Source organism: Streptomyces sp. NBC_00425 (assembly GCF_036030735.1).
Lineage (GTDB): Bacteria > Actinomycetota > Actinomycetes > Streptomycetales > Streptomycetaceae > Streptomyces.
In genome coordinates this window covers 7,481,693-7,503,740 of sequence record NZ_CP107928.1, presented here as the reverse complement: position 1 = coordinate 7,503,740, position 22,048 = coordinate 7,481,693, and the positions used below count along the sequence as shown (strand labels likewise).

Below are 22,048 nucleotides of genomic sequence, written 5' to 3'. Positions count from 1 at the left end.
TCCGGGTTGATCCACTACTCGGTCATTCAGTGTCGCTCAGCGCCCGGTCAGGCGCCTTGCGTTTTCCAGGTGGGCGGCCAGTTGTTTCTGGATCCGTTCGGTCGCCTCGTCCAGTGCCTTGCGGGTCCTGCGGCCGCTTCCGTCACCGGCGTCGAACGGGTCTCCGAAGACGACGTCGACGCGGGAGCGCAGCGGGGGCAGCGCCTTGACCAACCGTCCGCGGCGCTCCGTGCTTCCCAGCACGGCGACGGGCACGATCGGCGCCCCGCCGCGCACCGCGAAGTAGGCGAGCCCGGCGCGCAGGGCGGCGAAGTCGCCCTCGCCGCGGGTGCCCTCCGGGAAGATCCCGAGGACCCCGCCGCCCGCGAGCACGCCCAGCGCGCGGGTGATGGCCGTGCGGTCGGTGGTGTCCCGGTCGACCTTGAGCTGGCCGATGCCGGTCAGGAAGGGGTCCAGCGGGCCGATGAACGCCTCCTTCTTGATCAGGAAGTGCGTGGGCCGCGGGGCCACCCCCATCACCATCGGTCCGTCGATGTTGTGGGAGTGGTTGATCGCGAAGATCAGCGGGCCGCTCGCCGGTACCTTCCAGGCGCCCAGCACGCGCGGCTTCCACAGCCCGTACATCAGGCCGACGCCGATGCGCCGGCCGACCTCGGCGCCCTTCTCGGAGGGCACGGACGGCTGAGTCACTTCGCGGCCCGATTCTCCTCGACGAGAGTCACCACGCGCTCGATGACCTGGGTGAGCGTCAGCTCGGTGGTGTCCACCTCGACGGCGTCGCCGGCCTTGGCGAGCGGGGAGGTCTTGCGGGAGGAGTCGGCCGCGTCCCGCCTGATCAGCGCCTCACGGGTGCTGTGCAGATCCGCGCCCTTCAGTTCGCCGCTGCGGCGGGCCGCGCGGGCCTCCGGGGAGGCGGTGAGGAAGACCTTCAGATCGGCGTCGGGCAGCACGGTCGTGCCGATGTCGCGTCCCTCCACGACGATGCCCTGCTCGGCGGAGGCCGCCAGCGAGCGCTGCAGCTCGGTGATCCGGGACCGCACCTCCGGCACGGCGCTCACCGCGCTGACCTTGGAGGTGACCTCCTGGGTGCGGATCGGTCCGGCGACGTCGACGCCGTCGACCGTGATGGTCGGGGCGGCCGGGTCGGTGCCGGAGAGGATCTCGGGCTTGCCGGCGACTGCCGCGATCGCCGTGGGGTCCTCGATGTCGATCCCGTTGGTCACCATCCACCACGTGATCGCCCGGTACTGGGCGCCGGTGTCCAGGTAGCTCAGTCCGAGCCGGGAGGCCACGGCCTTGGACGTGCTGGACTTGCCCGTGCCGGAGGGGCCGTCTATGGCGACAATCACGGGCTGGGCGGCGCCGTTTTCCACGGGGGGACACCTTCCTGGTGCGAGGCGGTGGATGTGCGGGGCGCGACTGTGCCCCGTACCAGGTTACCGGCCGCAGGTCACTCGTCCGGCCGCGCCTTCCGAGCCCCGCCCGGTGCCGCCGCGTCACCCCACCGCCCACGCCCACCGCCCACGCCCCCGCGCTCGCTCCCCGCCACGGCCCGCGTCACCCGGCCCGGGCCCGCCCGGCGGTCCGCCGGCTACTGGCGGATGGCCCAGCCCCGCTCCCGCAAAGCCGACGACAGCGGCGCCGCCGACTTCGGCTCGACCATCAGCTGCACGAGACCCGCCTGCTGCCCCGTCGCGTGCTCGATGCGGACGTCCTCGATGTTCACGCCGGCCTGTCCGGCGTCGGCGAAGATGCGGGCCAGCTGCCCCGGCTGGTCGTCGATCAGCACGGCGACGATCTCGTAGGCCCGCGGAGCCGCCCCGTGCTTGCCGGGGACCCGTACCTGGCCCGCGTTGCCCCGGCGCAGCACGTTCTCCACGCCGTCGGCGCCCGCCCGGCGCTCGGCGTCGTCGGAGGACTGCAGGGCCCGCAGCGACTGCACCGTCTCCTCCAGGTCGGCGGCGACGTCGGTGAGCAGGTCGGCGACCGGCCCGGGGTTCGCGGACAGGATGTCGATCCACATCCGGGGGTCGGAGGCGGCGATCCGGGTGACGTCCCGGATGCCCTGCCCGCACAGCCGCACGGCGGCCTCCTCGGCGTTCTCCAGACGCGCCGCGACCATGCTGGAGACGAGGTGCGGCATGTGGGAGACGAGGGCGACGGCACGGTCGTGGGCGTCCGCGTCCATGACCACGGGGACGGCCCGGCAGTGCGAGACCAGCTCCAGGGCGAGGTTCAGCACCTCGGTGTCGGTGTCCCGGGTCGGCGTGAGCACCCAGGGGCGCCCCTCGAAGAGGTCGCCGGTCGCGGCCAGCGGTCCGGACTTCTCCCGGCCCGACATGGGGTGGCTGCCGATGTAGGCCGACAGGTCGAGGCCGAGGGCCTGCAGCTCACGGCGCGGGCCGCCCTTGACGCTCGCCACGTCGAGGTAGCCGCGGGCCACCCCCCGGCGCATCGCGTCGGCGAGCACGCCGGCCACATGGGCGGGCGGGGCGGCGATGATCGCGAGGTCGACCGGTCCCTGCGGCTCCTCGTCGGTGCCGGCGCCGAGCGCGGCGGCCGTACGGGCCTGCTCGGGATCGTGGTCGGCGAGGTGGACGACGACGCCCCGCTGGGCGAGGGCCAGGGCGGCGGACGTGCCGATCAGCCCGGTTCCGATGACGAGCGCGGTCCTCACTGGGCGATGTCCTTGCGCAGGGCGGCCGCGGCGCCGAGGTAGACGTGACTGATGTCGGCACGCGGGGTGTCCGACTCGACGTGCGCGAGTATCCGCACCACCCGCGGCATGGCGCCCTCGATGTCGAGTTCCTGGGCGCAGATCAGCGGCACGTCCACGATGCCGAGCTTGCGGGCGGCGGCCGCCGGGAAGTCGCTGTGCAGGTCGGGGGTGGCCGTGAACCAGATGCTGATGAGGTCGTCGGCGCTGAGCGCGTTGCGTTCCATGACGGCGGTGAGGAGGGCGCCGACCTGCTCGTCCATGTGGCCGGCGTCGTCCCGCTGAAGTTGGACGGCTCCCCGGACCGCTCGTACCGCCACGGCGCTGCTCCTTGCTGAAGTGCTGGACTACGGCTCCTGCTGCATCCAGCGTAGTCAGACGGTGTGGGCACGGTGCGCGCAGCCCGCGTGCCGAGACGGCCGCACCCCCGTACGCCCTTTACGGCGGGTGCGGCCTGCGCTGTCATGGCACTCTGACGGCAGGACACCCACATCGGGGAAGGCCCGACATGAAGCGTCCCGGACCCCTGCTCACCCTTCTCGCGGGGCTGGTGCTCGCCCTGTTCCTGCTGACGCTCAACGCGACGACGGGGACGAGGCCGGCCTCCTCCTCGTACCAGGAGCAGTCGCCGAGTCCGGCTCCCGTCCGCAGCACGGCCTCCCCCACGACCGCGCCGACCCCGTCCCGTTCCCGGGCCGCCGACGCCGACTACGCCGGGCGTACGGACGACGACGCGGCGGCGATCGCCGTCTCCGTCCGCGGCGGCCGGGCGATCGCGTACTTCTGCGACGGCCGCACCGAGGAGTCGTGGCTCAAGGGCGACGTGGAGGACGACGGCGCCCTGCGGCTCACCGGCGGGCACGGCGCGAAGCTGGAGGGCACGCTCCAGGACGGCAAGGAGATCGACGGCACGGTCGAGGTCGGCGGAACGCGCCACGCCTTCACCGCGGACCGGGCGAAGAAGCCGTCGGGGCTGTGGCGGGCGACGGCCACCGTGCGCTCCGCGAAGATCGACGGCGGCTGGATCGTCCTGAAGGACGGAAGTCAGGTCGGCGTCGTCACCCGGGACGGCGAGCCCTCGCCCGCTCCCCGCATCGACCCGGAGACCGGCACGGTGACGGTTGACGGACAGCGGCTCACGGCCCGCCCCGCAACCCCCTGACCCCTTGACCCCCTGACCTTCCTTCGAGCAGGGAGCGACCATGACCGTCGACCCGAACGCCGCCACCCAGGGCTTCCCCGGCCCCGAGCCGGCACCGAGCGGTCCGCGTCCGGCGCGCTATCTGGTCCCGGCGCTCGTCGCCGCCGCGGTGGCGCTCGCCCTCGGCGTGTACGGCCGTGTCCACGACCCGGCCGGGACGGCCTTCAACCTGGCCGGCTTCAGCAGCACGGGCGCGGTGAAGTCCTGGCTGGCGTCGGCCGCGATGCTCTTCGCGCTGGTGCAGCTGGTCTCGGCGCTGATGCTGTACGGGAAGGTGCCGGGCCCCGCCTGGTCCGGCACGCTGCACCGCTGGTCGGGCCGCGCGGCCTTCCTGATCGCCGTCCCGGTTGCGGTGCACTGCCTGTACGCGCTTGGCTGGCAGACGTACGAAACGCGCGTGATGTGGCACTCCGTCCTGGGTTGCTTCTTCTTCGGTGCTTTCAGTGCCAAGATGCTGCTGCTCCGCTGGGAGCGACTCCCGGGATGGCTGCTGCCGCTCGTCGGCGGACTCGTCTTCGCCGTGCTGACGGTCGTCTGGCTGACCTCGGCCCTCTGGTTCTTCCGCACGTTCGGAGTGACGACATGACTTCCCCCACGACACGACGCACGGTCCTCCTGGCGACGGGCGGCGCGGCAGCGGCGCTCACTGTGGGCTGCAGCCAGTACGGCGACGGCAGCTCGTCGTCCTCCAAGACGTCCACGAACGCCTCCGCCGGCCAGGAGCTCTCGAAGACGAGCGACATCCCCGTCGGCGGCGGCAAGATCTTCGCCGACGAGAAGGTCGTCGTCACACAGCCGACGAAGGACGACTTCAAGGCGTTCTCCGCGATCTGCACCCATCAGGGCTGCACGGTCGCCACCGTCGCCGACGGTCTGATCCACTGCCCCTGCCACCAGAGCGAGTTCCGCATCGCGGACGGCTCGGTGGCCCGCGGCCCGGCGCCGAAGCCGCTGCCCGCCGAGCAGATCACCGTCGTGGGCGGCGCGATCCGCCTGGCCTGAACCCGGCCGACCCGAGGCCAGCCGGGCCCGAGGTCAGCCGGCCCGAAGCCCGCTGCCCGACCCCGGCCGGGCCGAAGCCGGGTGAACGGACCCGGGCCGGGTCACCGGCTCACTGGTCCCACAGCGCCCCGAGCGTCATCAGTTCGCCGTGGTACTCGATCCGGTCCGCCCACGCCGTGGGCCAGGCGTCCGCGCCGGCGTGCGCGCCCGCGAAGGCGCCCGCGAGGCAGGCGATGGAGTCGGAGTCGCCGGACGAGCAGGCGGCCCGCCGCAGCGCGGTCACCGGCTCGTCGGGGAAGAGCAGGAAGCACAGCAGACCGGCGGCCATGGCCTCCTCGGCGATCCACCCCTCCCCCGCGGCCAGACACGGGTCGGTCTCGGGCGAGGGGCGGCGCAGCGTCTCCTGGAGCCGCTCCAGCACGGCGAGGCACTCGTCCCAGCCGCGCGTGATGAAGTGCTCCGGGCTCGGGTCCTGGCTGCGGGTCCACAGGTCGCCGAGCCAGCGGTGGTGGTAGCGGGAGCGGTTGTCGAGGGCGTACGAGCGCAGCAGACCGACCAGCGCTGCGGGGTCGGCGCCCTGCGCGAGCAGCCGGACGGCGTGCGCGGTGAGGTCGGAGGCGGCGAGCGCGGTGGGATGCCCGTGGGTGAGGGCGGCCTGGAGCTGGGCGGCGCCGGCCCGCTGCTCGTCGCTGAGGCCGGGGACGAGCCCGAGCGGGGCGACGCGCATGTTGGCTCCGCAACCCTTGGAGCCGATCTGACTGGCGTCCTGCCACAGCCGCGTGTCGTCCTCGAGGAGGTCGCACGCGGTCAGGCAGGTGCGCCCCGGGGCCCGGTTGTTGTCGGGTGACCGGTTCCAGGCCACGAACTCCTTGCGCAGCTGCGGCACCAGGGAGGTCGGCACGAGCAGCCCGCGGTCCATGGCGGTCCGCAGGGCGCGCCCGACCGCCAGGGTCATCTGGGTGTCGTCGGAGACGAAGGCGTGCGCCGGGAGCTCCATCTCCCGCCAGGGCCCGCACTTGGCGAGAATCGACGGGATGTCGTCGAACTCGGTCGGAAACCCGAGCGCGTCCCCCAGCGCGAGTCCCAGCAGGGACCCGGTGGCGCGCTTTCGGACGGTGGTCGAGGTGGTCATGCGGAACGTCCTTTCCGGGGCGGTCGCAGCAGGGGCGGATGGAGCGCGGTGGCGGCCCCCGCCCGGTAGAGGGCGGCGGGTTTGCCGCGGCCGCCGGTGAGGCGCGCGCCGCCGGGGACGGGCTCGACGAAGCCCGGGGTGGCGAGCACCTTGCGGCGGAAGTTGGGCCGGTCGAGGCCGGTCCCCCACACGGTCTCGTAGACCTGCTGGAGCTCCCCGAGGGTGAACTCGGGCGGGCAGAAGGCGGTCGCGAGGCAGGTGTACTCGAGCCCCGCGCCGACCCGGTCGTGGGCGTCCGCCAGGATCCGGTCGTGATCGAAGGCGAGCGGCCGGGCGTCGTCGTACGGCTGCCAGCGCGCCTGGACCGCGTCGCCGCCGCCCATCGGCTCGGGCGCGTCGGGCAGCAGGGCGGCGAAGGCGACCGAGACGACCCGCATCCGGGGGTCGCGGCCGGGCTCGCTGTAGGTGCGCAGCTGCTCGAGGTGCAGGCCGGAGACGTCCTTCAGACCGGTCTCCTCGGCGAGTTCGCGCCGGGCGGCCGTCTCCGCGGACTCGTCCGGCTGCACGAAGCCGCCGGGCAGCGCCCACCGGCCGGCGTACGGCTCCTGGCCGCGCTCGACGAGCAGCACGTGCAGGGCGCCCGCGCGGAGCGTGAGGACGGCGAGATCGACGGTGACGGCGAAGGGCTCGTAGGCGTACTTGTCGTAGGCGCACTTGTCGTCGGCGCGCCGGTCGTGGCCCCGCATGACGAACACCCCCTCTTAATAGTCACCACGACTATAAAAAGGGGGTGTCGTCCCGCACAAGCCCCGGGGTCAGGGATTCGCGCCCAGGGCCTAGAGGTCGACTTCCTGCATCAGCATGCCGACCTCGGTGTTGGACAGCCGGCGCAGCCAGCCCGACTTCTGGTCGCCCAGGGTGATCGGCCCGAAGGCGACGCGCACCAGCTTGTCGACCGGGAAGCCGGCCTCGGCCAGCATCCGGCGCACGATGTGCTTGCGGCCCTCGTGGAGGGTCACCTCGACCAGGTAGTTCTTGCCGGTCTGCTCGACGACCCGGAAGTGGTCCGCCTTCGCGTACCCGTCCTCAAGCTGGATGCCGTCCTTGAGCTTCTTGCCCAGGTCACGCGGGATGGGGCCCACGATGTGCGCGAGATAGACCTTCTTCACGCCGTACTTGGGGTGGGTCAGCCGGTGCGCCAGCTCACCGTGGTTGGTCAGCAGGATGACGCCCTCGGTCTCGGTGTCGAGCCGGCCGACGTGGAACAGCCGCGTCTCGCGGTTGGTCACGTAGTCGCCGAGGCACTGCCGGCCCTCGTTGTCCTCCATCGTGGAGACGACGCCGGCCGGCTTGTTCAGCGAGAAGAACTGGTACGTCTGCGTGGCGACGGTCAGGCCGTCGACCTTCACCTCGTCCTTCTCCGGGTCGACCCGCTTGCCCTGCTCCAGGACGATCTCGCCGTTGACCTCGACCCTCGCCTGCTCGATCAGCTCCTCGCAGGAGCGCCGGGAGCCGTAGCCCGCGCGTGCGAGGACCTTCTGCAGCCGCTCGCCCTCCTGCTCGGCGCCCGGGAAGGTCTTGGGCGTCTTGACGTCCTTCTTGCCCGCGTACCGCTCGCGGTTGCGCTCCTCGGCCCGCGCCTCGTACTCCCGCGAGGTCGCCGGGACCCAACGGCCGCGCCCGGTGCCCTGCCCCTGCTTGGGGCCGCCCTTGGCGCCGCCGCGCGCGGAGGCGCCGCGCCCGGACTTCGGACCCTCGTGGGTGCCGCCGGGACCCACGTCGTAGCGGCGCTCCTCCGGGCGCGGGTTCTTCGGCCTGGCGCCCTGCTGGTCGTCGCGGCCACTCCCGGCGCCGCGGGAGTTACCGCGGCCACCGGCACTCGCGCCGCGGCCACCGCCGCTCCCGCCCCGGCCACCGCTGCTCCCGCCGCGGCCGCCGCTGTTGCCACCACGGCTCCCGCCGTTGTTTCCGCTGCTGTTCCTGCCGCTGCTGTTTCGCATCAAAGTTCCGTCTTGTCGTCTGCGTCCTCGGAATCCGGAGCGTCCGGATCGAACGACGGCACGCCCTCCTGGGTCTCGGCCTCGATCGCCTCCGCCTCAGGCAGGAAGGGCGCGAGCTCCGGGAGCTCGTCCAGACCGCGCAGGCCCATCCGCTCCAGAAAGTAGTTCGTCGTCACGTACAGGATCGCACCTGTTTCGGGTTCCGCGCCCGCCTCCTCCACCAGACCGCGCTGGAGCAGGGTGCGCATCACACCGTCGCAGTTCACTCCGCGCACCGCCGAGACCCTGCTGCGGCTGACCGGCTGGCGGTAGGCCACGACCGCCAGGGTCTCCAGCGCCGCCTGGGTGAGCCGGGCCTGCTGGCCGTCCAGGACGAACCCCTCGACGGCCGCCGCGAACTCCGGCCGGGTGTAGAACCGCCAGCCGCCCGCGACGAGCCTCAACTCGAAACCGCGCCCCTGCACGGTGTACTCGTCGGCCAGCTCGCGCAGCGCGTCCGCGACGCTGCGCCGCGGACGCTGGAGGATCTTCGCGAGATGCTCCTCGGTCGCGGGCTCGTCGACGACCATCAGGACGGCCTCCAGGGCCGGCTTGAGATCCAGTGCCGCGACGGTCTCCTCGCTCACGTCTTCGTCTCCTTCCCGGGCTCCTCGGGGGGCCGGTCGAACTCGTCGGTGACCCTGGGCTGCGCGTCCCCGTCCCCACCGGTCCAGCGCACCAGCAGCTCACCGAGCGCGGTCTCCTGGTCGAGGGCGACGGCCTTCTCCCGGTACAGCTCCAGCAGCGCGAGAAAGCGGGCGACGACGGTGAGGGTGTCGTCGGTGTCCGCCACCAGGGCCCGGAAACTGGCCTCGCCGAGTTCACGCAGCCGTGCGACGACGATCCCGGCCTGCTCCTGCACGCTCACCAACGGCGCGTGGATGTGGTCGACGTACACCTGCGGCTTGGCCCTCGGCTGCATCGCCTTGACCGCGAGTCGCGCGAACCCTTCCGCGCCGATGCTGATGACCACCTCGGGCAGCAGCTCGGCGTGATGCGGCTCCAGCCCCACGGTGCGTGGGTAGCGGCGGCCCTCGCTCTCCAGCCGGTGCGTGAAGATGTCGGCGATCTGCTTGTAGGCGCGGTACTGCAGCAGACGGGCGAAGAGCAGGTCCCGCGCCTCCAGCAGCGCCAGGTCGGCCTCGTCCTCGACCTCGGCGGCGGGCAGCAGCCGCGCCGCCTTCAGATCGAGCAGCGTGGCGGCGACGACCAGGAACTCGGTCGTCTGGTCCAGGTCCCAGTCGGGGCCCATCGCCCTGATGTGCGCAATGAACTCGTCGGTGACCTTCGACAGCGCGACCTCGGTGACGTCCAGCTTGTGCTTGGAGATCAGCTGGAGCAGCAGGTCGAAGGGACCCTCGAAGTTGGCGAGCCGAACCTTGAAGACACCATCGGGCACCCCCGCCCCCGCCTCCGGCGCGGACACGGAACCCGCAGGGACAGCTCCCGGTACGGCAACGGTTCCCGGAGCAGCAGCGACTGCGGCAACCGGTTCCGCACCTCTTTCCGGATCACGGGTGGGCGCATGCGGGACAACCGGTTCCCGGGCCGTTTCCCGTTCCGGCGCGACGGGCTCTGCGGCAACCGGTTCCGCACCTGTTTCCAGCTCCAGGGCCGCGCCAACGACCGCAACCGGTTCCGCACCTGTTTCCGGCTTCAAGGCTGCAGAGTCAGGAGTGACCGGTTCCCGGCCCGTTTCCGGCTCCCGGGCGGCGGCGTCTGCGGCAACCGGTTCCGGGTTCGCCTCCGTGGCGGCCGGTTCCGGAACCGTTTCCGCTGCGGCCGAATCCGTTGCGACGGGCTGGGCCCCGGGCTCCGGACCGGCGGGTGCCGGGCCCGGCCCCCGCCCCAGCGCACGTCGGCGGCCGGCTGCTGCGCCGGGGCCGGGGACGGAGGCGTTGTTCGAGGTCATGGCCCTCGCAGGCTACCGCTACCGCCCGCGAAGTCGTCGTACGAGAATGCTGGCGTCCCCGCGGCTTTCCAGGTCGGCGAGGACCACGGCGACCGCCTCGCGGACGATGCGCCCCCGGTCCACGGCAAGCCCGTGCTCTCCGCGGAGCACGAGGCGGGCGTGCTCCAGATCCATGAGCTCTTCGGCGGAGACATAGACGGTGATCTTCTCGTCGTGCCGTTCGCGGCCACTGGGCCGGCGGGACGCCTGCCGGCCACGCTTGCGCGGCTGGTCGTCGGCGGAGGCAGAACCTTCCTGCGCGCCCTGGCGGCGCTCGGCACGCTCCCCGGGAACACCTCGGGTGCGGGACTCCCCGGCGTCGGTCTGTCCGGCGTCGGCCGCCACGTGCTCGGCGCCCTCGCCGTCCCCGCCCTGCGCGGGCACGGCCTGCGGCGCGTCCTGCGCACCGCCGGCCGCCACCCCGTCGCTCTCGCCGGCCGGCGCGGGCACCCGGGCCTCGCCGCCCGCGTTGCGACGGGGCGCGGACGGCTGAAGCGCCGTTCCCCCTGTCGTACGGAAGAGTTCGTCGGCCCCCGGCAGACTCACTCGGCGTGACACCGGGCGAGCACCTCCCTGGCGAGCTGACGGTAGGCGGCTGCGCCGACGGAGTTGGACGCGTACGTGGTGATCGGCTCACCGGCGACCGTGGTCTCCGGGAAGCGGACCGTGCGCCCGATGACCGTGTGGTAGACGTGGTCGTCGAAGGCCTCGACGACACGCGCCAGCACCTCGCGGCTGTGCACGGTGCGCGAGTCGTACATGGTCGCCAGGATTCCGTCGAGCTCCAGCTCGGGGTTGAGCCGTTCCTGGACCTTCTCGATGGTCTCGGTGAGCAGGGCCACACCGCGCAGTGCGAAGAACTCGCACTCCAGCGGCACGATCACCTTGTGGGCGGCCGTCAGGGCGTTGACGGTGAGCAGGCCGAGCGAGGGCTGGCAGTCGATGACGATGTAGTCGTAGTCGTCCATCAGCGGCTTGAGCGCACGCTGGAGCGTGGACTCGCGCGCGACCTCGGAGACCAGCTGCACCTCGGCGGCCGACAGGTCGATGTTGCTGGGCAGCAGGTCCATGTTGGGGACCGCTGTCTTCAGGAGCACCTCGTCCGCCGCCATGCCCCGCTCCATGAGCAGGTTGTAGACGGTGAGGTCGAGCTCCATCGGATTGACGCCGAGTCCCACCGACAGCGCGCCCTGCGGGTCGAAGTCCACGAGCAGCACGCGCCGTCCGTACTCCGCGAGCGCGGCACCCAGGTTGATGGTCGACGTGGTCTTGCCCACGCCGCCCTTCTGGTTGCACATCGCGATGATCTTCGCGGGGCCGTGTTCGGTCAGCGGGCCCGGGATCGGGAAGTACGGCAGCGGGCGTCCGGTCGGACCGACGCGCTCACGGCGCTGTCGGGCCGCGTCGGGCGCGAGCGTGGCCGCGTACTCCGGATCCGGCTCGTATTCGGCGTCGGGGTCGTAGAAGTGCCCGTCGGGCAGTTCGTCGTAGTCGGCGAAGTGGTTGTGGGGCGCGCCACTTCCGTCGCCGGCCATGGCGTTCACGTGATGGCCATCCATGCTCTGGAGTGCTGACAGAGCCAACTGGGGGCTGCTCTGGCTCTGGTGGGCTGCGAAGGTTCGGACAGCGACGGAGCCGACAGCCTCGAGCCCCGCGGAACCCGGGCCCCGCGTACGCATTCCTGGTTGACCACCCCCGGGAGCAAATGTCGACTCATTCACAAGTCGTCTTACCTCCTTGGTGACCAGGAAACTTCTAGACAAGGTCAGCGTGGCACCATGCCGACGGTTGGCGACTCTATGGCGTGTCGGGCGTCCGCAGCAACACAATCCGCCGGACCCGGCCCGATGTGTCGGCAATGAAACATCACGCTGTCAAGGGCGTACGGCCGTCGCACGGCAGGTTTCACCGGTGTGCGAATCGGTCGAAGCGTTACGTTCGAGGCGAGTTGGCCGAGAGCCGCAAAGTGACCATACACACATCCGGCCGGACCTTGTCGGGCAAGGTCCGGCCGCGTGTGCGCGGTTGACGCGCCTTGTTGACGTATCGCCTTTACGAAAAGGTGACTTAGCTTCCCGGCTCAGCCCAGCAGGGAATCGAGGTCCACGTGCTCCAGGCCGTGCGCCTCCGCGACCTCGCGGTAAACGACCTTGCCGTCATGGGCGTTGAGACCCTTCGCCAGCGCGGCGTCGCGGCGCAGCGCCTCGACCCAGCCCTTGTCGGCGAGTTCGACGATGTAGGGCAGCGTGGCGTTGGTGAGGGCGTAGGTGGAGGTGTTGGGGACCGCGCCGGGCATGTTGGCGACGCAGTAGAAGACCGAGTTGTGCACCGGGAAGGTCGGCTCGGCGTGGGTGGTCGGGCGGGAGTCCTCGAAGCAGCCGCCCTGGTCGATCGCGATGTCGACAAGGACACTTCCGGGCTTCATCCGGGAGACCAGCTCGTTGGTGACCAGCTTCGGGGCCTTGGCGCCCGGGATGAGGACGGCGCCGATCACGAGGTCCGCCTCGAGGCAGGCCTTCTCCAGCTCGAAGGCGTTGGAGACGACGGTCTGGATCTTCGTGCCGAAGACCTTGTCGGCTTCCTTGAGCTTGTTGATGTCCTTGTCGAGCAGGGTCACGTGGAAGCCCATGCCGATGGCGATCTGCGCGGCGTTCCAGCCGGAGACGCCGCCGCCGATGACGACCGCCTTGGCGGCCAGCACGCCGGGGACGCCGCCCGGCAGCACCCCGCGGCCCCCGTTGGCGCGCATCAGGTGGTAGGCGCCGACCTGGGGGGCCAGCCGGCCCGCGACCTCGGACATCGGGGCGAGCAGCGGCAGCGCGCGGCTCGGCAGCTCGACGGTCTCGTAGGCGATCGCGGTGGTCCCGGACTCGACGAGCGCGTCCGTGCACTCCTTGGACGCGGCCAGGTGCAGGTAGGTGAAGAGCGTCTGGTCCTTGCGGAGGCGGTGGTACTCCTCGGCGATGGGCTCCTTGACCTTCAGCAGCAGGTCGGCCGTGGCCCACACCTCGTCGGCGGTCTCCAGGATGCGCGCCCCGGCCGCCACGTACTCCTCGTCCGTGATGGACGAGCCGACGCCGGCGCCTCGTTCGACGACGACCTGGTGACCGTGGCGCACCAGTTCGTGCACACCGGCGGGGGTGATGGCCACCCGGAACTCGTTGTTCTTGACCTCGCGGGGGATGCCGACCTTCACGTCGATCACGGTCCTTGGCTCAGAGGGTGTGGGGGCACAGCAATGACATTCCCGGAGATACAGGACGCACCGGGACGCACCGCAGGAGAACGTGCGGCAGAGCCAGTTTAATGAAGGCGTTCCCGCTGTCTAGCCTTTCATTGCATCAATCTTTCGGAGATGCACTACGGATTTCGCAGGCATCCTCGATGTCATCCGGCCGTTCGGGCTCCGCGGCGCCGTCCGACGGCTCCTCTCCCAGGATGCGCTCGGCCGCGGCGCGGTGCAGGCGGGCCGCCGTCGGGTCGCCGAGGCGCTCCAGGGTGTCGGCCAGCCTCAGCTGCAGCGCGGCCTGCAGGCGCGTGTCCTCGGCGCGCCCGGCCCACTCCGCCGCCTCCTGGCAGGTGCGCAGCGACTCCTCGGGCCGGCCCGCGTACTCCTGAACCCGGGCCAGCTCGCTCAACGCCCGTGCGTGCGCGCCCACATCGTCGTTCTTGCGGTGTCCGGCGACCGCAGCCCGCCAGGCCCGCTGTGCCTCGCCGTAGCGGCCCGCGTAGGTGTGCGCGGTGCCGATACGGCCGTAGAGGCGGGCGGCGTCCGCGCGCTCGTCACGGGCCAGCCGCTGGGCCAGGGCCCGGCCGAACCAGTCCGCGGCCCGGTCGTAGTCCCCGAGCTCGAGGTGCGCGCCGCCTACGGATTCCATCGCGCGGCCGATCGCGTACGGGTCGTTCGCCTCGCGTCCGGCGTCCAGAGCGGCCCGGTAGCGCGCCAGCGCCTCCGCCGTGCGCCCGGTCCTGGCGTCGACGTCGGCCAGGTTCAGCAGCGCGGCGGCCTTCTCCCGGGGCAGGCGGCGGCGCTCGGCGACGTCCAGGACGAGCTGGTGGATCCCGTACAGGTCCGGTGCGGCCGCCTGGGTGCCGACGTGCGCGACCATCGCCCTGACCAGCTGGGACATCAGGCGGCGGGCGAGGGTGTCCAGCTCGCCGTCGGCGACCGCGAGGCGGGCCGAGGCCAGCAGGGCAGGGCGGCGGGCCTGCAGCCAGTCGGCGGCCGCCCGCGGCGTGGGGAAGCGCAGCGCCCGGGGCATGACCTGGAGCTTCTCGCGGGCCTGGGGGCTGTCGGTCTCGGTGATGGCCCGGCAGGACTGCAGCAGCCGCACCGTGCGCTCCAGCATGCGGGCGCGGGCCAGCTGGAGCTCGGCGGGGCGCTCGTGGCTCTCGGCGGCGGTCCGCAGCAGAGCGTGCAGGCAGCCGGGCACCTCGTACTGGGGCAGCGGGGAGTCCAGGGCCCGCAGCAGGCCGAGAGCGACGAGGTCGTCCAGGGTGGTGCGGGCGGCGCCCACCGAGCAGCCGGCCAGCGCCGAGGCGGTGTGCGGGTCGGCCAGGCCGGCCGGGGCCAGGGAGAGCAGTCGCAGTATCCGGGCGGCGGGGGCGGGCAGGGCGGTGTGCACGAGGCGGAAGACGCGGCTGAGCGGGGTGCCCTCGTCGCCCTCCGCGTGGAGCTGCTTGGCGAGGTCGGCGACGGCCGCCTTGGGGCGGGCGGCGAGCCAGCCGCCGGCCAGGTTCAGCGCGGCGGGCTGCCCCTGGCACGCCTCCACCAGCTGCTCGGCGGAGCGCGGGTCCACGGTGATGCGGACCGAGCCGGTGTACCGGGTCAGGAGTTCGAGGGCGGACTTGGTGTCCAGGCCGCCCAGGGTGCAGGGGCGGACGTCCGCGATGCCGGTGAGCGGGCCTGCGGACACGGCGACGAGCAGGCACTGCGGGGCGTCCGGGAGCAGGGCGTCGACCTGTTCGGCGCCGGTCGCGTCGTCCAGCAGGAGCAGTGCGCGGCGCTCCGCGAGGGTCTCGCGCAGCAGGGCCGCGAGGTCGTCCTCGTCCGCGCCGGGCGGGGTGGGCACGTCCAGCGCGGCGAGCAGTTCGCGGGCGGCGCGCTCGACCGGCACGGGTGTGCCGTCGGGCTCGGCGAGGCGAGCGCGCAGGACGCCGTCCGGGTAGCGGTCGGCGACCTGGCGCACGAGTTCCCCGGCGAGCGCGGAGCGCCCCGAGCCGGGCCGGCCGGCGATGAGCAGGACCCGCGCGCGGGGCGCCTTCCGCCCGGAGATGGTGTCCAGGCCCGTGCGCTCGATGTCGGCGCGCAGTTCCTTCAACTCCCGGGTACGGCCCAGGAAATGGCCCTCTGTCGCAGCGTGTCCGGACAGCTGCACGCCGCCTGTGTCCACTGCCTGATCCGTCACGGGCCACACTCCCGTCCCACCGCACGCGCCAGCCCGCCGGGACTCCGGTTCGGGCTGTTCCCGAGCCTAGTTCACGCTCTGCGACGTTCCGGGAGGAGCACGTCGGGCGGGGCCCGGACGTCCCCCGATCGGATCAGCCGATCGTCACACCACGCGGGTGCGGGAGAGGGCCCAGGAGGGGTCTCTCAGGCCTCGAACGGACGCGCCGGCCAGGGCGCCTCCGCCGGGCGCAGCGCGTCGAGCCCGTCGCCGTTCTCCGCGGCGACCAGGGACAGGACGCCGACCACGAGACACGTGTTGTGCACGTCGCCCGCCAGTACGGCCCGGACGAGGTCGGCGACCGGCACACGCGCGTGCTCCATGTCGGCCTCCTCGTCCTCCACCTCGAAACGCCGCCCCTGGGCCTCGGAGAGGCTGCGGGCCAGGAAGATCCGCACGGACTCGTCACAGCCGCCGGGGGTCGTGTACACGTCGGTGAGGACGCGCCAGTCCTCCGCCTTGACGTGCGCCTCCTCGTACAGCTCGCGCTGCGCCGCGTGCAGCGGGTTCTCGCCCGGCACGTCGAGCAGGCCGGCCGGGATCTCCCACAGCTTCTGCCGCACCGGGTGCCGGTACTGCTTGATGAGCAGCACCCGGCCCTCGTCGTCGACGGCCAGGACGGCCACGGACCCGGGGTGGACCTGGTAGTCCCGGCGGACCACAGACCCGTCCGGCATGACCACCTCGTCGGTGCGTACGGAGGTCTTGGCGCCCGTGAACGGGGTCGTCGTCGCCCGGATCTCCCACGCCTCGGGGGTGTCCTTGATCGTCATGCCGTGCGTCCTCCCACGTGCCACCTGCGCAAACGAAACCGGGGCGCCCACCCTTGAAGGTTTGCACCCCGGCCACCGTACAACTGGTGTGTTACTTCGAAGTCTTCCGCTCGACGGCCGCCTTCACCAGGCCGGCGAACAGCGGGTGCGGACGCGTGGGCCTCGAGCGCAGCTCGGGGTGCGCCTGCGTGGCGACCAGGTAGGGGTGGACGTCGCGCGGGTACTCGACGTACTCGACCAGCTTGCCGTCCGGGGAGGTGCCGGAGAACAGGATGCCCGCCTTCTTCTCGAGCTCGGCCCGGTAGGCGTTGTTCACCTCGTAGCGGTGCCGGTGCCGCTCCTCCACGTACTCCTTGCCGTCGTACACCTCACGGACGATGGACCCTTCGGCCAGCTTGGCCGGATACATGCCCAGGCGCATCGTGCCGCCCATGTCGCCCTCGCCCGCGACGATGTCGAGCTGCTCGGCCATGGTGGAGATGACCGGGTGGGCGGTGGCCGAGTCGAACTCGGTGGAGTTCGCGTCGCCGATGTCGCCCAGGTTGCGCGCGGCCTCGATCACGATGCACTGCAGACCCAGGCACAGGCCGAGCAGCGGGATCTTGTTCTCGCGGGCGTAGCGGATCGCGCCGACCTTGCCGAGCACGCCGCGGTCGCCGAAGCCGCCCGGGATGCAGACGCCGTCCACGTCGGCGAGCTGCGCCTTGGCTCCGGCGGGGGTCTTGCAGTCGTCCGAGGTGACCCACTTGATCTTCACGCGGGCCTTGTTGGCGAAACCGCCGGCGCGCAGCGCCTCGGTGACCGACAGGTAGGCGTCGGGCAGGTCGATGTACTTGCCGACCAGGGCGAGCGTGATCTCGTGGTCGGGGTTGTGGACGCGGTCGAGCAGGTCGTCCCAGGTCGTCCAGTCCACGTCACGGAACGGCAGGTCCAGCTTGCGCACGACGTAGGCGTCCAGGCCCTCGCCGTGCACGGTCTTCGGGATGTCGTAGATCGAGCGGGCGTCCGGGCAGGCCACGACCGCGTCCTCGTCGACGTCGCACATCAGCGAGATCTTGCGCTTGATCGCGGTCGGCACCTCGCGGTCGCAGCGCAGCACGATCGCGTCCGGCTGGATACCGATGTTGCGCAGCGCCGCGACCGAGTGCTGGGTCGGCTTGGTCTTCAGCTCGCCCGAGGGACCGATGTACGGCAGGAGCGAGATGTGCACCACGAAGACGTTGTCCCGGCCGACCTCGTGCCGGACCTGGCGGACCGTCTCCAGGAACGGCAGCGACTCGATGTCGCCGACCGTGCCGCCCACCTCGGTGATCACGACGTCCACCTCGTCCGTCGCCATGCGGCGGATGCGGTGCTTGATCTCGTTGGTGATGTGCGGGATGACCTGCACGGTGTCGCCCAGGTACTCGCCGCGTCGCTCCTTGGCGATCACCGTGTTGTAGACCTGGCCCGTGGTGACGTTGGCGGAGCCGTCCAAGTCTCGGTCAAGGAAGCGCTCGTAGTGTCCGATGTCCAGGTCCGTCTCGGCGCCGTCGTTCGTGACGAACACCTCACCGTGCTGGAAGGGGTTCATCGTGCCAGGGTCGACGTTCAGGTACGGATCGAGCTTCTGCATGACCACGCGAAGACCGCGCGCCTTGAGCAGCATGCCGAGGCTGGAGGCCGTCAGACCCTTGCCGAGCGAGGAGGCGACACCCCCGGTGACGAAGATGTGCTTGGTCGTCGTGGATTTGGGCGTCATGGCCAAGAGGGGGCTCCCGTGGTCGCGATTCGAGGGTGCGGTTCGGGGGCTTCGAGACCACCGGTCCACGGGCTACCAGGGTATCAGCGCCGCGGAGAGATGGCCTCCGGCCACGCTCCGCGCACGGGCCGACACGGGCCGCCGTCCGAGCACCGGTTCCTCACCCGCTGCTCACCCGTTCGGCCCACCCGCGTTGCCGGGAGCGGCACGCAGATCATCTACGTGCGTCGTATCCTGCTCGGACACTCGCTGCCGAGCCCGGCCGGCAAGACGGCACACCCCAGTCCGTATCCCACCGGAACAACGAGAGCTCGTCAGTTCGTTGAACAATGATCGGCGTTTTGCCCCCAGGGCCGAGCGGCTGCTTTGCTTCAACGCTCAACGACGCATTACCAACGACCCCTTGACCGCACTAGCGACAGCCCCCATCTCGCCTGGGGGCGACGTGGCCGTTCGACTGGAGTTGCACGTGGCCGGGCGCATCGAAGACTACGCACTCATCGGAGACATGCAGACCGCCGCATTGGTCTGCCGGGACGGCACAGTCGACTGGCTGTGCCTGCCCCGCTTCGACTCGCACGCGATCTTCGCAGGACTGCTCGGCACCGAGGAGCACGGCTTCTGGCGCCTCGGCCCCGCGCACGCCTCCGACGCGCCCCCGCCACGCGCGGCCCGGCGCACCTACCGGGGCGACTCGCTCATCCTGGAATCGGAGTGGGACACCCCGCGAGGGACGGTCCGGGTGACCGATTTCATGCCCCCTCGCGACGGCGCCCCCCAGCTGATCCGGATCGTCGAGGGCGTCTCGGGCCGCGTCCCCATGCGCTCCACGCTGCGCATGCGGTTCTCCTACGGGCGGGTCGTGCCCTGGGTGCACAAGCACGAGGGCCGCACGGTGGCCGTCGCGGGCCCCGACTCGGTGTGGTTCGACACCGACTGCGAGACCTACGGCAAGGCGCTGACGACGTACGCCGACTTCACGGTCGCGCCGGGCGACCGGATCGCGTTCACGATCTCCTGGGAGCCCTCGCACAAGCAGCCGCCGCCGCTCCCGGAACCCGAGCAGTCGCTCCAGGCCACCGAGGACTTCTGGCGCGAGTGGGTCGAGCACTGCACGTACCACGGCCCCTACCGCGAGGCCGTGATCCGTTCGCTGATCACGCTGAAGGCGCTGACGTACGGGCCGACCGGCGGCATCGTCGCCGCCCCCACCACCTCCCTGCCCGAGGACATCGGCGGTGTCCGCAACTGGGACTACCGCTACACCTGGCTGCGCGACGCGGCCATCACGCTGTCCTCGCTGCTGCGCACCGGCTACCGCGAGGAGGCCCGCGCCTGGCGCGAGTGGCTGCTGCGCGCGGTCGCCGGCGACCCCGAGAACCTGCAGATCATGTACGGCATCGCGGGCGAGCGCGAGCTGGGCGAGGCCGAGCTGGACTGGCTGCCCGGCTACGAGAACTCCGCCCCGGTCCGGGTCGGCAACGGCGCGGCGCACCAGCTCCAGCTGGACGTGTACGGCGAGGTCACCGAGGCCCTGCACCTCGGCCACATGACGGGCCTGGCCCGCAACGACTACGCCTCCCTCCTCCAGCTGAAGCTGATCCGCTACCTGGAGCAGCACTGGGACGAGCCGGACGAGGGCATCTGGGAGGTGCGCGGCCCGCGCCGCCACTTCGTGCACTCCAAGGTCATGGCCTGGGTCGCCGTCGACCGGACGATCAAGCTGATCGAGTCCGGCGACGCCGACGGTCCGCTGGAGAAGTGGCGCGAACTGCGCGACGACATCCACCGGGACGTCTGCGAGAAGGGCTACGACAAGGAGCGCAACACCTTCACCCAGTCCTACGGCTCCAAGGAGCTCGACGCGTCCTTGCTGCTCATCCCGCAGATGGGCTTCCTGCCGCCGGACGACAAGCGGGTCATCGGCACCATCGAGGCGATCCAGCGCGAGCTGTCCACCCCGGACGGCTTCATCCTGCGCTACCCGACCTCGGGCGGCGACGAGGGCGTCGACGGCCTGCCCGGAGACGAGGGCGCCTTCCTGGCCTGCTCGTTCTGGATGGCCGACGACCTCGCGATGATCGGCCGCGTCGACGAGGCCCGCAAGCTCTTCGAGAAGCTCCTGTCGCTGCGCAACGACCTCGGTCTGCTGGCCGAGGAGTGGGACCCCCGTCTGCAGCGCCAGGTCGGCAACTTCCCGCAGGCCTTCAGCCACGTCCCGCTGATCGACACCGCGCTGCGTCTGACGGCGTCGGGGGCGTACGGCGGCTGATTCTTTCGGTTCGGTGACGTGAGGGCGGCGTCCGGCGGCTGAACAGGACCGCCGGACCGCGCCCGCCTACGCTGGACGTCATCAGCCCCTGCACGGAAGGGGGCGCCCCCATGGCCTCCCCATCGAAGGCGGGCGCGGCTCTCGCCGCGCTCCGCGAGGATCTGGTCGGCGACGTGTTCGCCCCGCAGGACCCGGGCTACGACGACGCCCGGACCGTCTTCAACGCGATGATCGACCGGCGTCCGGCGGTGATCGCCCAGTGCGTCGACGAGGACGACATCGTCCGGACCGTCCGCTTCGCCCGCGACCTGGACCTGCCGATCGCGGTGCGCGGCGGCGGGCACAGTGTCGCCGGCATGGCCCTGGGCGACGGGGCCGTGGTGGTGGACCTGCGTCACCTGCGCGCGGTCGGCGTCGATCCCGTCGCCCGGACGGTACGCGTCGCGGGCGGCGCCACCATGAGCGATCTGGACCGGGCCTGCGAGCCCCACGGTCTGGCCACGACCGGCGGCCGGGCCTCCACCACCGGCGTCGGCGGCTTCGTCCTCGGCGGCGGCACGGGCTGGCTGGACCGCTGCCACGGGCTGGCCGTGGACAACCTGCTGGGCGCCGAGCTGGTGACGGCCGACGGCCGGCGCGTGTGGGCGAGCGCCGACGAGCACCCCGACCTCTTCTGGGCCCTGCACGGCGGCGGGGGCAACTTCGGCATCGCCGCCTCGCTCACCCTGAGGCTGCACGAACTGCCCGAGTTCTCCATCGCCCTGCTGCTGTACCGGCCCGAGTTCGGCGCCGAGGTCACCCGCACCTACCGGGACGTGATCGCCGCCGGCCCCGACGAGGCGAGCGGCGCGGTGCTGTATCTCACCGGCCCGCCCGAGGAGTTCGTCCCGCCGCACCTGGTCGGCTCGCTGCTGTGCGGGGTGCTGCTGACGTATGCCGGCGCGGAGGACGACCTGCGCAAGCTGGCCGAACCGCTGCTGGCGCTGCCGCACGAGTCGGAGGTCGTCGGGGCGCTGCCCTACGCCGACGTCCAGTGCATGCTCGACGATCCGCCCGGGATGCGGAACTACTGGTCCGCGGAGTACCTGACGGGCGCGCCCGACGACTTCGTGGACGTCTTCTGCGGTCTCGGGGAGTCCATGCCGGTGCCGACGGGCACGATGCACGCGCTCTTCCCGCAGGGCGGCGCGATCGCGGCCGGCCCGCACGAGTACCCCGTGCCCTACCGTGACGCGCCCTGGGGCGTGCACCCCTTCGGGCTCTGGGAGGACCCGGCGGACGACGCCCGGTGCGAGCGGTGGGTCCGGGACGTGCGGGCCGGGACGCAGCCATGGAGCACGGGCGCGGTCTACCTGAACTTCATCGGCGACGAGGGCGCCGACCGGGTCGTGGCCGGCGTGGGCGCCGAGAACGCCCGGCGGCTCGCGGACCTGAAGCGGCGATACGACCCGGACAACGTGTTCCGCTTCAACCACAACATCAGGCCGGCCTGAGCGCCCTCTGAGGTCGGCTCCCCGCCGCGGCCGGCCCGAGCCCCGTGCGGGTGCGCTCCCCCGCCGGATCGCCGTCGGTGGCCGGAACGGGCGCGATCTCGCGGCCGAGGGCGGCGGCCGAGGGCGGCGGCCGGCACCAAGGCGTCCCGGGTCGGTCCTTCGCCGGCCCGCACCTCCCGGTGGCCGAGCCGGTCGGCGAGCGCCGCCACCCGCGGCGGCTCGCCGGTCGGGCTGTCGTCCTCACGTGCCACGGCGACCACACGGAAGTCCATGCGCCGGCG

20 protein-coding genes are annotated in these 22,048 nt (G+C 71.9%); 5 read left to right on the top strand and 15 right to left on the bottom strand.

Features of this window, described 5'->3' with window-relative positions; translation table 11 throughout:
• Positions 1-36: 36 nt before the first annotated feature.
• The 4 genes from OHS82_RS33010 to aroH form a co-directional block, all read right to left on the bottom strand.
• Positions 37-624, bottom strand: a complete 588-nt coding sequence (locus OHS82_RS33010; RefSeq protein WP_370444146.1) for a lysophospholipid acyltransferase family protein — start codon at positions 622-624, stop codon at positions 37-39.
• Positions 625-686: 62 nt separating this feature from the next.
• On the bottom strand, positions 687-1,373 hold the full coding sequence (gene cmk, locus OHS82_RS33005) for a (d)CMP kinase (RefSeq protein WP_057579829.1): 687 nt from the start codon (positions 1,371-1,373) through the stop codon (positions 687-689).
• A 218-nt stretch (positions 1,374-1,591) separates the two neighbouring features.
• Positions 1,592-2,677, bottom strand: coding sequence for a prephenate dehydrogenase (locus OHS82_RS33000; RefSeq protein WP_057579831.1), 1,086 nt, complete (start codon positions 2,675-2,677; stop codon positions 1,592-1,594).
• Positions 2,674-3,036, bottom strand: a complete 363-nt coding sequence (gene aroH / locus OHS82_RS32995) for a chorismate mutase (RefSeq protein ID WP_057579833.1) — start codon at positions 3,034-3,036, stop codon at positions 2,674-2,676. Before aroH ends, OHS82_RS33000 begins: the two co-directional genes overlap by 4 nt.
• Positions 3,037-3,224: 188 nt before the next feature.
• On the opposite strand from aroH, the gene OHS82_RS32990 reads away from it, so the two are divergent.
• From OHS82_RS32990 to OHS82_RS32980, 3 genes are read left to right on the top strand one after another with little or no spacing between them, the layout of a single operon-like run.
• Complete coding sequence (locus OHS82_RS32990; RefSeq protein WP_057579835.1) at positions 3,225-3,878, top strand: hypothetical protein; 654 nt, start codon at positions 3,225-3,227, stop codon at positions 3,876-3,878.
• A 40-nt stretch (positions 3,879-3,918) separates the two neighbouring features.
• Positions 3,919-4,503, top strand: a complete 585-nt coding sequence (locus OHS82_RS32985; protein WP_057579837.1) for a DUF6529 family protein — start codon at positions 3,919-3,921, stop codon at positions 4,501-4,503.
• Positions 4,500-4,919 (top strand): Rieske (2Fe-2S) protein, encoded by a 420-nt coding sequence (locus OHS82_RS32980; protein WP_328435096.1) that lies wholly within the window; start codon positions 4,500-4,502, stop codon positions 4,917-4,919. Before OHS82_RS32985 ends, OHS82_RS32980 begins: the two co-directional genes overlap by 4 nt.
• A gap of 109 nt (positions 4,920-5,028) precedes the next feature.
• Here OHS82_RS32980 and OHS82_RS32975 read toward each other — a convergent pair whose 3' ends face one another.
• The 11 genes from OHS82_RS32975 to OHS82_RS32925 all read right to left on the bottom strand — a co-directional run bounded on the left by OHS82_RS32975 (position 5,029) and on the right by OHS82_RS32925 (position 18,002).
• Positions 5,029-6,051, bottom strand: a complete 1,023-nt coding sequence (locus tag OHS82_RS32975) for an ADP-ribosylglycohydrolase family protein (protein WP_328435095.1) — start codon at positions 6,049-6,051, stop codon at positions 5,029-5,031.
• The gene (locus OHS82_RS32970; protein WP_057579915.1) at positions 6,048-6,797 is read right to left on the bottom strand and encodes an NUDIX hydrolase; all 750 of its coding nucleotides are present in this window, start codon (positions 6,795-6,797) and stop codon (positions 6,048-6,050) included. Before OHS82_RS32970 ends, OHS82_RS32975 begins: the two co-directional genes overlap by 4 nt.
• A 90-nt stretch (positions 6,798-6,887) precedes the next feature.
• Positions 6,888-8,051: a pseudouridine synthase gene (locus tag OHS82_RS32965; RefSeq protein WP_057579840.1), complete on the bottom strand. Its 1,164-nt coding sequence runs from the start codon at positions 8,049-8,051 to the stop codon at positions 6,888-6,890.
• Positions 8,051-8,620, bottom strand: coding sequence for an SMC-Scp complex subunit ScpB (scpB, locus tag OHS82_RS32960; RefSeq protein WP_057579916.1), 570 nt, complete (start codon positions 8,618-8,620; stop codon positions 8,051-8,053). Before scpB ends, OHS82_RS32965 begins: the two co-directional genes overlap by 1 nt.
• A 53-nt stretch (positions 8,621-8,673) precedes the next feature.
• The gene (locus OHS82_RS32955; protein WP_328435094.1) at positions 8,674-10,002 is read right to left on the bottom strand and encodes a segregation and condensation protein A; all 1,329 of its coding nucleotides are present in this window, start codon (positions 10,000-10,002) and stop codon (positions 8,674-8,676) included.
• An 18-nt stretch (positions 10,003-10,020) separates the two neighbouring features.
• Positions 10,021-10,599 (bottom strand): hypothetical protein, encoded by a 579-nt coding sequence (locus OHS82_RS32950; RefSeq protein WP_328435093.1) that lies wholly within the window; start codon positions 10,597-10,599, stop codon positions 10,021-10,023.
• On the bottom strand, positions 10,584-11,720 hold the full coding sequence (locus tag OHS82_RS32945; RefSeq protein ID WP_079041320.1) for a ParA family protein: 1,137 nt from the start codon (positions 11,718-11,720) through the stop codon (positions 10,584-10,586). The genes OHS82_RS32950 and OHS82_RS32945 overlap by 16 nt, the downstream gene beginning before the upstream one ends.
• Positions 11,721-12,121: 401 nt before the next feature.
• Complete coding sequence (ald, locus tag OHS82_RS32940) at positions 12,122-13,246, bottom strand: alanine dehydrogenase (RefSeq protein ID WP_199863812.1); 1,125 nt, start codon at positions 13,244-13,246, stop codon at positions 12,122-12,124.
• A gap of 136 nt (positions 13,247-13,382) precedes the next feature.
• Positions 13,383-15,449, bottom strand: coding sequence for a tetratricopeptide repeat protein (locus OHS82_RS32935; protein ID WP_328435092.1), 2,067 nt, complete (start codon positions 15,447-15,449; stop codon positions 13,383-13,385).
• 185 nt (positions 15,450-15,634) lie between these two features.
• Positions 15,635-16,261 carry an NUDIX domain-containing protein gene (locus tag OHS82_RS32930; protein WP_057579850.1) on the bottom strand — a complete coding sequence of 209 codons (627 nt, stop codon included), beginning with the start codon at positions 16,259-16,261 and terminating at the stop codon, positions 15,635-15,637.
• Between the two features lie 91 nt (positions 16,262-16,352).
• Positions 16,353-18,002 carry a CTP synthase gene (locus OHS82_RS32925; RefSeq protein WP_057579852.1) on the bottom strand — a complete coding sequence of 550 codons (1,650 nt, stop codon included), beginning with the start codon at positions 18,000-18,002 and terminating at the stop codon, positions 16,353-16,355.
• Between the two features lie 469 nt (positions 18,003-18,471).
• Between OHS82_RS32925 and OHS82_RS32920 the strand changes: the two genes are divergently transcribed.
• On the top strand, positions 18,472-20,274 hold the full coding sequence (locus OHS82_RS32920; RefSeq protein ID WP_057579854.1) for a glycoside hydrolase family 15 protein: 1,803 nt from the start codon (positions 18,472-18,474) through the stop codon (positions 20,272-20,274).
• 110 nt (positions 20,275-20,384) lie between these two features.
• Positions 20,385-21,767, top strand: coding sequence for an FAD-binding oxidoreductase (locus tag OHS82_RS32915; RefSeq protein ID WP_328435091.1), 1,383 nt, complete (start codon positions 20,385-20,387; stop codon positions 21,765-21,767).
• Positions 21,768-22,048: the final 281 nt, after the last annotated feature.